Origin of the sequence: Cellulomonas sp. URHD0024 (genome assembly GCF_000426185.1) — a bacterium.
Taxonomy (GTDB): Bacteria; Actinomycetota; Actinomycetes; order Actinomycetales; family Cellulomonadaceae; genus Cellulomonas.
In genome coordinates this window covers 189521-198430 of the sequence record NZ_AUEW01000010.1, presented here as the reverse complement: position 1 = coordinate 198430, position 8910 = coordinate 189521, and the positions used below count along the sequence as shown (strand labels likewise).

General features: G+C 70.9%; 8 protein-coding genes. 2 read left to right on the top strand and 6 right to left on the bottom strand.

The window, feature by feature from the left end; translation table 11 throughout:
• Positions 1–60 precede the first annotated feature (60 nt).
• From I847_RS0112330 to I847_RS25705, 3 genes are all read right to left on the bottom strand, one after another.
• Complete coding sequence (locus I847_RS0112330; RefSeq protein ID WP_051274845.1) at positions 61–870, bottom strand: ABC transporter permease; 810 nt, start codon at positions 868–870, stop codon at positions 61–63.
• Positions 867–1871 (bottom strand): ATP-binding cassette domain-containing protein, encoded by a 1005-nt coding sequence (locus I847_RS0112325; RefSeq protein ID WP_028049936.1) that lies wholly within the window; start codon positions 1869–1871, stop codon positions 867–869. Before I847_RS0112325 ends, I847_RS0112330 begins: the two co-directional genes overlap by 4 nt.
• 65 nt (positions 1872–1936) lie before the next feature.
• On the bottom strand, positions 1937–2647 hold the full coding sequence (locus tag I847_RS25705) for a PadR family transcriptional regulator (RefSeq protein WP_081680847.1): 711 nt from the start codon (positions 2645–2647) through the stop codon (positions 1937–1939).
• Positions 2648–2682: 35 nt separating this feature from the next.
• Between I847_RS25705 and dxr the strand changes: the two genes are divergently transcribed.
• Complete coding sequence (gene dxr, locus I847_RS0112315) at positions 2683–3834, top strand: 1-deoxy-D-xylulose-5-phosphate reductoisomerase (RefSeq protein WP_028049935.1); 1152 nt, start codon at positions 2683–2685, stop codon at positions 3832–3834.
• 79 nt (positions 3835–3913) lie between these two features.
• Here dxr and I847_RS0112310 read toward each other — a convergent pair whose 3' ends face one another.
• Genes I847_RS0112310 through I847_RS0112300 form a run of 3 tightly spaced genes read right to left on the bottom strand, consistent with a single transcriptional unit; the run spans position 3914 to position 7133 of the window.
• On the bottom strand, positions 3914–5287 hold the full coding sequence (locus I847_RS0112310) for an FAD-binding oxidoreductase (protein WP_051274843.1): 1374 nt from the start codon (positions 5285–5287) through the stop codon (positions 3914–3916).
• Entirely contained in the window at positions 5284–6660 is a 1377-nt protein-coding gene (locus I847_RS0112305; protein WP_028049933.1) for an aspartate aminotransferase family protein, read from the bottom strand. The genes I847_RS0112310 and I847_RS0112305 overlap by 4 nt, the downstream gene beginning before the upstream one ends.
• A complete protein-coding gene (locus I847_RS0112300) occupies positions 6657–7133 on the bottom strand; it encodes an Lrp/AsnC family transcriptional regulator (RefSeq protein ID WP_028049932.1) in 477 nt (158 codons plus the stop codon). Before I847_RS0112300 ends, I847_RS0112305 begins: the two co-directional genes overlap by 4 nt.
• Before the next feature lie 181 nt (positions 7134–7314).
• On the opposite strand from I847_RS0112300, the gene I847_RS0112295 reads away from it, so the two are divergent.
• Positions 7315–8763 (top strand): gamma-aminobutyraldehyde dehydrogenase, encoded by a 1449-nt coding sequence (locus I847_RS0112295; RefSeq protein ID WP_369751729.1) that lies wholly within the window; start codon positions 7315–7317, stop codon positions 8761–8763.
• The last annotated feature ends 147 nt before the right edge of the window (positions 8764–8910 follow it).

Here is an 8910-nt window from a genome sequence, read left to right as displayed (position 1 = left end):
AGCCGTCCTCGCGCTTGAAGGTTCGCGCCCCGAGCTGCTCGTCCGCGGCCGTGCGGTGGCTCAGCCGTCCTCGCGCTTGAAGGTTCGCGCCCCGAACCACATGCCGATCCCCGCGAGCGCGATCGCCGTCACGACTCCCCAGACCGCCGTCGGGGTGCCGAACTCTCCGTTGAACTGGGCGCGGATGCCGGAGACGACGTGCTTGACGGGGTTGAGGTTGGAGAGCGTGTTCAGCCACGCGGGGGCGGTGGCGGCCGTGATGGGCAGCAGGATCCCGGACAGCAGGAGCAACGGCAGGGCGATGCCGTTCATCAGCGGGGCCAGTGCGTCCTCGCTCTTGAGCGTGAGCGCGATCGCGTAGGAGGCCGACGCGAACGCGGCGGCGAGCAGCGCACCGGTCACGATCCCGAGCACGACGCCCCAGAAGGGCGCCTCGAGCCCGAACAGGAACGCCACCGAGCACAGGACCACACCCTGCACGAAGACGACGATGACGTCGCGGGTGACCCGACCGAGCACGAGTGCGGCACGGGGAGCGGGGCTGACGCGCTCGGCCTCGATCACTCCGTCGCGCCACTCGCCGATGAGGCCGAAGCCGACGAACAGCGCACCGAACATCCCCAGCTGCACGAGGAGGCCCGGGACGAACATCTGGTACGAGTTCGTGGCGCCGAGCTGGCCCGCGATCGGCTCGAGAAGAGGTCCGAACAGGCACAGGTAGAGCACGGGCTGGAGCAGGCCCATCACGGACCAGACGGGGTTGCGCAGAGAGATGCGCATCGCCCGTCGGAACACCGTGCCGGTGTCCCGCACGAACGTCGAACGGCCGGCCTGCTCGTCGAGGAAGACCGGTGTCTCGGTGGTGGTCATGCTGCCGCTCCATCCGTGGCGTCGACGTCGGTGTCCTCGTTGCGGCGCTGTTCGCCGTCCCGCAACGAGCGCCCGGTGAGGGTCAGGAACACGTCGTCGAGGGTCGGGCGACGAAGCTCGACACCGTCGATCTCGACCCCGTCGGCGTCCAGCGCACGCAACAGCCCGGCGAGCTGGGTGCGGCCCTGCGGGACGCGTACCTCGACGGCCAGGCCGTCGACGACCGGCGTGGTGGCGCCCTGGAGCTGTGCGGAGACGGCCGCGATGCGGGCGACGTCTGCGGGAGCGGTGGCGGTGAGCACGATCGCGTCGCCGCTGACCCGCTGCTTGAGCTCCTCAGGGCTGCCCTCGGCGACGATCTGGCCGCTGTCGATCACGAGGATCCGGTCGCAGAGCGCGTCGGCCTCGTCGAGGTAGTGCGTGGTGAGGAAGACGGTGCTGCCGCGGGTGTCCCGCAGGCCGCGCACGTGGGTCCAGAGGTTGGCGCGGGCCTGGGGGTCCAGGCCGGTGGTCGGTTCGTCGAGGAAGACGAGACGCGGCGTGTGGATCAGGCCAAGCGCGATGTCGAGCCGGCGGCGCTGGCCCCCGGACAGAGAACCCGCCTTGCGGTCCCAGAGCCCGTCGAGCTCGAGCTGACCGAAGAGCTCGCGGCCGCGGGCGGTCGCGACGTCGCGAGGTACGCCGTAGAGCAGCGCATGGTCGACGACCTCCTCGCCGGCGCGTGCCTCGCTGGCGGTCGAACCCGACTGCGCGACGTAGCCGATGCGACGCCGGACGGTCCCGGGGTCGCCGCGCAGGTCGGCGCCCGCGACGGTCGCCTCGCCGCGCGTCGGGCGCAGCAGCGTGGTCAGCATGCGGAGCGTGGTGGTCTTGCCGGCCCCGTTCGGGCCGAGGAAGCCGACGATCTCGCCGGCGTCGACGTCGAGGTCGACACCGCGCACGGCGTCGACGTCTCCTCGACGGGTCTTGTAGGTGCGGGCCAGGCCGCGGGCATGGATCATGCGGGGTCTCCTTCGGATGGTGACCCCAGTATTCAAGATTGACTATTACTCGTCAACCTTGACTATTACGCGTCCCCTAGACCGTGACCCTCAGCCTCGACGAGCAGGACCCCCGGGCCGACGCCGGCCAGTCGCGCCGTCTCGATCTGCTCGGGCGTCGGGGTCCACAGCGGCGGCTCACCGTCGAACGCATACGCACCGGACCGCAGCCGTCCCAGGTACTCGTGCGCCCAGGTGATGTCGGCGCGGATGTGCGCCGACAGCAGGCGAGGCACCTCGCTGGCCGTGTCGGGGGTGTCCTTGGCGTCCAGGATCTCGCCGATCGACGCGGTGGTCTCCGTCAGCAGGTCTTCGAGCAGACCGATGCGCGTCTGGATCGCCCGCACGACCTCGTCGCGGGGGAGGGCGTACGCCATGTTGACCGCGGTGAGGAACACCTGCAGGTCCTCGGTCTCGAGCAGCCCGGCCCGGACGAGCGCGAGGAACTCCTCGTCGCCGTCGCGGGTGATGACGTAGGTGGTCCGTTGCGGACGGGTACCAGAGGGGCTCTCGATCTCTGCGAGCAGCCCGGCCTTGGTGAGCGTCTTCAGGGCGTTGTAGATCGATCCCGGGTGGATGCGAGCCCAGCGCTCGACCTCCCAGCTCATCAGCTCCCGGCGCAGGAAGTACCCGTGCACCGGCTGGAAGATGCGCACGCAGCCGAGGACGAGCAGGCGGGTGGCGGACCCCTGAGCAGAGGCTGTGCTCGACGTGGGGCCGGGCGAAGATCCTGGCATGCGGCGATCCTGCCACGACCCGCGATGATGGGTGCGTGAGTCACAGAACCGTCGTCCTGCTCGGGTCCACAGGCTCGATCGGCACCCAGGCGATCGACGTCATCGCCCGCAACCGTGACCGGTTCACCGTCATTGGACTCAGCGCCGGCGGCGGCGACCTGGGTCTCCTCGTCCGGCAGGCGCAGCTGCTCGGGGTGTCCACGGTGGCGGTGGCCGACGTCACGGCAGGACCCACGCTGCGCGACGCTCTTCCCGGCGTCGAGGTGCTCGTCGGACCGCAGGCATCGACCGAGCTCGCCGGGCGCGGCGCCGACGTGGTGCTCAATGGCGTCACGGGCAGCGTCGGGCTCGGTCCGACCCTCGCAGCGCTGGGCGCCGGCAGCACGCTCGCGCTGGCCAACAAGGAGTCGCTCGTCGTCGGCGGCCGGCTCGTCCAGGCCGCCCGGCAGCGCCCCGACCAGCTCGTCCCGGTGGACTCGGAGCACTCGGCGATCGCCCAGGCGCTGCGGGGTGGCACGCGCGCGGAGGTGCGCAGGCTCGTGCTCACCGCCTCCGGGGGACCGTTCCGCGGATGGGCCCACGACCAGGTCAAGTGCGTGACTCCGCAGCAGGCGTTGGCGCACCCGACGTGGTCGATGGGACCTGTCGTCACGATCAACTCGGCGACGCTGATGAACAAGGGACTCGAGCTCATCGAGGCGCACCTGCTGTTCGACGTGCCGGTCGAGCACATCACCGTCGTCGTGCACCCGCAGTCGGTCGTGCACTCGATGGTCGAGTTCGTCGACGGGTCGACGCTGGCCCAGGCGTCGCCGCCGGACATGCGCCTGCCGATCGCCCTCGGTCTGAGCTGGCCGGACCGCGTGCCCGACGTGGCGCCGGGCTGCGACTGGACGCAGGCGACCGCCTGGACGTTCGAGCCGCTCGACGAAGAGGTCTTCGGCGCCGTCGCGCTCGCCCGGGCGGCCGTCGCGGCGAGCCCCACGCACCCGGCGGTCTACAACGCGGCCAACGAGGAGTGCGTCGAGGCCTTCCTGCGGGGGCGCATCGGCTTCCTGGACATCGTGGCGACCGTCGAGCAGGTGCTCGGCGAGCACGGCGGTGTCGACGACCTCACGCTCGACGCGGTCCTCGACGCCGAGTCGTGGGCCCGGTCCCGCACCCACGAGCTGCTCGCCCGCGCCTGACCCGGCGAATCAGAGGATTCGCCGGTGAATCGTCGGAAGAACCCCTGATTCTTGGCCGGGGATGGCCGGGGATGGCCGGTCAGCGGCGCAGGACCGTGTTCAGGACAGACTCGACCCGGCTCGTGTGCCCCGACCGGACCTCGGTGCGGTCGGCCCACACCGCGGCCCGACGCGCGGCCGTGATCCCTGCCCACCGCAGCGGCTCCGGCTCCCACCGGGGGGAGCGGTGCCCCACCCAGGGCAGGCGCACCAGCGGCGACTCGGAGCCCGCGACCAGGTCGGCCAACGTCCTGCCGGCCAGGTTCGTCGTCGAGACGCCGTCGCCGACGTACCCGCCGGCCCAGCCGATCCCGGTCTCGGCGTCGAGCCCGACGGACGGGTTCCAGTCGCGCGCCACGCCGAGCGGGCCGCCCCAGCGGTGCGTGATCTCGGCCCGGTCGAGGACGGGGAACAGGTCGACCAGCTCGCGTCGCAGGTGCTCGGCCGCCGACGCGACCTGGTCGTAGGCCGGGCGGATCGAGGAACGCAGATGGTAAGGGGCGCCGCGGCCACCGAACGCGAGCCGGTCGTCGGTGGTGCGCTGGCCGTAGACGATCAGGTGCCGAGCGTCGTGGAACGTCTGGGCGCGGTCGAGCCCGATCTGCGCCCACACCTCGGGCGGCAGCGGCTCGGTGGCGATCATGTGCGAGTACACGGGCGCGAGGTCGCGCTCCGAACCGGGCAGCTGGGACGTCCAGGCCTCGGTCGCGCGGATCACCCAGCGGGCCCGGACGGTCCCGTGGTCGGTGACGACGGCCCGCGGTGACAGGCGCAGGGCACGGGTGCCCTCGACCAACCGCGCACCGCGGGACAGCAGCACGTCCACGAGCCCTCGGACCAGCCGCAAGGGCTGGATCCGGGCGCAGTCGGGCGTGTAGGAACCGCCGATCACGCCGGCGGCCCGCACGTGCTCCTCGACCTCCTCGGGACCGAGCAGGTGGGACTCGTCGCCCCACCGGGCGCCCGCGCCGACCTCGGAGGCGATGCGTTCGAGCTGCGGGCGGTTCCGGGCGAGCGTGACGGTGCCTCCGAAGGCGAAGCCGCAGTCGATCTGCTCGGCCGCGGCCACGCCACCCACCTCGACGACCGTGTCCCGCATGGCGGCGCGCAGGTCGGCAGCGGCGTCGTGCCCGTGCCGACGCGCGAGCTCGTCGGCGGAGACCGGGAAGAGGGCGGAGCACCAGCCGCCGTTGCGCCCGCTCGCCCCGAATCCCGCAACCTCGGCCTCGACGACCAGCACCTCGAGCGCCGGGTCGTGCTCGAGAAGGTAGTACGCGGTCCACAGACCCGTCAGCCCCGCTCCGACGATGACCACGTCGACCACGTCGTCCCCGTCGAGCGGGTCGCGGGCCACCAGGGCGTCGGGGTCCTCGGCAGCCACCTGGTCGAACCACAGCGACAAGGAAGCCGTCACAGGTGGGTCCACGCCTCGGTGAGAACGCCGCGCAGGATCTGCTCGATCTCGTCGAACTGCTGCTGCCCGCACGTCAGCGGGGGAGCGAGCTGGATGACGGGGTCGCCGCGGTCGTCGGCGCGGCAGTACAGGCCCGCCTCGAACAGCGCGCCGGACAGGAAGCCGCGCAGCAGCCGTTCGCTCTCGTCGGCGTCGAACGTCTCGCGGGTGGTCTTGTCCTTGACCAGCTCGATCCCGTAGAAGAAACCCTCACCGCGCACGTCACCGACGATCGGCAGGTCGAGGAGCTGCTCCAGGGTGCGGCGGAAGGCCGGAGCAGTGGCCTTGACGTGGTCCGTGATGCCCTCGCGCTCGAACAGGTCGAGGTTCGCGTGGGCGACCGCGGCCGAGACCGGGTGCCCGCCGAACGTGTAGCCGTGCGCGAACGACGCACTGCCGCGTCCGAACGGCTCGTACAGCTTGTCCGAGGCGATGAGGGCTCCGATCGGGGAGTAGCCGGACGTCATCCCCTTGGCGCAGGTGATCATGTCGGGTACGTACCCGAAGTCGTCGCACGCGAAGATCGAGCCGATCCGGCCGAAGGCGCAGATGACCTCGTCCGATACCAGCAGCACGTCGTGCTCGTCGCAGATCTCCCGCACGCGCTCGAAGTACCCGGGAGGCGGCGGGAAGCAGCCGCCGGCGTTCTGCACGGGCTCGAGGAACACCGCAGCGACCGTGTCCGGACCTTCGAACTCGATGGCCTCCCCGATGCGGTCCGCAGCCCAACGGCCGAACGCCTTGGGGTCGTCGCGCAGGTGGTCCGGTGCTCGGTACTCGTTGGTGTTCGGCACCTTGTGCGCACCCGGCACGAGCGGCTCGAACGGTGCCTTGAGGGTGGGCAGGCCGGTGATGGACAGGGCGCCGTGGGTGGTGCCGTGGTACGCGATCGAGCGGGAGATGACCTTGTACTTGTTCGGCTTGCCGGTGAGCTTGAAGTAGTTCTTGGCCAGCTTCCAGGCGGTCTCCACGGCCTCACCGCCGCCTGTGGTGAAGAAGACGCGATTGAGGTCGCCCGGGGCGTGGGCCGCCAGACGTTCCGCCAGGTCGATCGCCTCGGGGTGCGCGTACGACCACAGCGGGAAGAACGCCAGCTTCTCGGCCTGGACACGTGCCGCCTCGGCGAGCTCGGTGCGACCGTGACCCGCCTGCACGACGAACAGGCCGGACAGGCCGTCGATGTACTGCCGTCCGGCGTCGTCGAAGATGTGGTGCCCCTCGCCGCGGACGATCGTCGGGACGCCGTTCTCCCACGCACTCTGTCGCGTGAAGTGGCCCCAGAGGTGGTCCCGTGCCGCCTGCGACCTGTCGGTGCCCAGCCGGGTGGTGCTCATCTCGTCCCCCAGTTGTAGAGCTGCTTGCGCAGCTTCAGGTACACGAAGGTCTCCGCGGACCGCACGCCCGGCAACGAGCGGATCTTCTGGTTGAGCACCTCGAGGAGGTGGTCGTCGTCCTCGCAGACGACCTCGCACAGCAGGTCGAAGCCGCCCGCCGTGATGACCACGTAGTCGACCTCGTGCAGGTCCGCGAGCGCATCGGCGACCAGCCCCAGGTCGCCCTCGCACCGCAGACCGATCATCGCCTGCCGCGTGAATCCCACCTGCAGGGGGTCCGTCACCGCGACGATCTGCATGACGCCCGAGTCTGTGAGTCGCTGCACGCGCTGCCGCACGGCCGCCTCCGACAGCCCGATCGCCTTGCCGATCGTCGCGTACGGCCGACGCCCGTCCTCCTGGAGCTGTTCGACGATCGCCTTGGAGACGTCGTCGAGCGCCGTGCTGCCCTGTGCCGGTCTGCGTGTGCCCACGCGCCGATCGTGGTCGGCTCAGGCCGTGGATGCAAGGAATTCGTTGTGACAGGCCGAAGAATCTTCTGATTCCGAGGACTGGGGGCCGGTGATCGGCCGAAAGGTCTGTCCAACCCTGCCGGAGGCGTTCACGGCGGCGTACCGTGCGACCACCGACGAAATCGCCGCGAAGGAGTCCACCGTGAGCCAGGCCCCGGACCAGTCCATCGAGCTGCTGAACGTCGTCGGAGGTGAGCTGCGTCCCGCCGCGGACGGTCGCACGACGCCGGTCGTCGACCCGTCGACCGGTCGGGAGTACGCCCGCGCGCCGCTGAGCGGTGCTGCCGACATCGACGCTGCCTACGCCTCGGCCGCACAGGCGTTCACCACGTGGGGCCGCACGACGCCGGCCGAACGGCAGCTCGCTCTCCTGAGGCTGGCCGACGCCGTCGAGTCGCGTGCCGACGAGTTCGTCGCAGTCGAGTCACGGAACACCGGCAAGCCGCTGCACCTGACCGCGACCGACGAGGTCCCGCCGTGCGTGGACCAGCTGCGCTTCTTCGCCGGGGCCGCGCGGGTGCTCGACGGACTGAGCGCGGGGGAGTACCTGGCGGGGCACACGTCCTGGGTGCGCCGCGAGCCTGTCGGTGTCGTCGGCCAGGTCACTCCCTGGAACTACCCCCTGATGATGGCGATCTGGAAGATCGCCCCGGCGCTCGCGGCCGGCAACACGGTCGTGCTCAAGCCGTCGGACACCACGCCGGCGTCGACGCTGCTCCTCGGGCAGGTCGCGGCCGAGGTGCTGCCGCCTGGTGTGCTGAACGTCGTCTGCGGGGATCGGACGACCGGTCGCGAGCTCGTCGCGCACCCCCGGCCGGACATGGTCGCGATCACGGGCTCCGTGCGGGCCGGCTCGCAGGTCGCCGAGGCGGCGTCGGCCGGGCTCAAGCGCGTGCACCTCGAGCTGGGTGGCAAGGCGCCGGTCATCGTGTTCGCCGACGCCGACCTCGCCGCCGCCGCCGAGGGCATCGCCGGCGCCGGGTACTACAACGCGGGCCAGGACTGCACGGCGGCCACCCGGGTCCTCGTGCACGCCTCGGTGCACGACGACTTCGTCGCCGCACTCGCGCAGGCCGCCCGCGGGCAGAAGACCGGCATGCCGGACGACCCGGACGTCGCGTTCGGCCCGGTGAACAACGCGCTGCAGCTCGACCGGGTCACCGGCTTCCTGGACCGGTTGCCCGACCACGCGTCCGTCGTGGCCGGTGGCCACCGGATCGGCAGCACCGGGTACTTCGTCGAGGCCACCGTCGTGGCCGGCCTCCGCCAGGACGACGAGGCCGTCCAGGACGAGATCTTCGGGCCGGTCATCACGGTGCAGACGTTCACGGACGAGGACGAGGCGATCGCGTTGGCCAACGGCGTCCGGTACGGCCTGTCGAGCTCCGTGTGGACGTCCAACCACGGCTGCGCGCTGCGCATGTCCCGTGCACTCGACTTCGGGGTGGTCTGGATCAACACCCACATCCCGTTCGTCGCGGAGATGCCGCACGGCGGTTTCAAGCAGTCGGGGTACGGCAAGGACCTGTCGATGTACGGGTTCGAGGACTACACCCGGATCAAGCACGTGATGTCGGCGTTCGACGCCTGAGCCCACCGATCCGTGGGGTTGATGCGTCCGGCATGAAACATTTTCGTTGCGGCTGGGTGCTTTAGCAACGAATTCCTTGCTGGACGGCCGTCCGTTTGCGAGGATCCGTCGGACCGCGTCCGTGGCACTGCCGGAACCGAGGAGCCT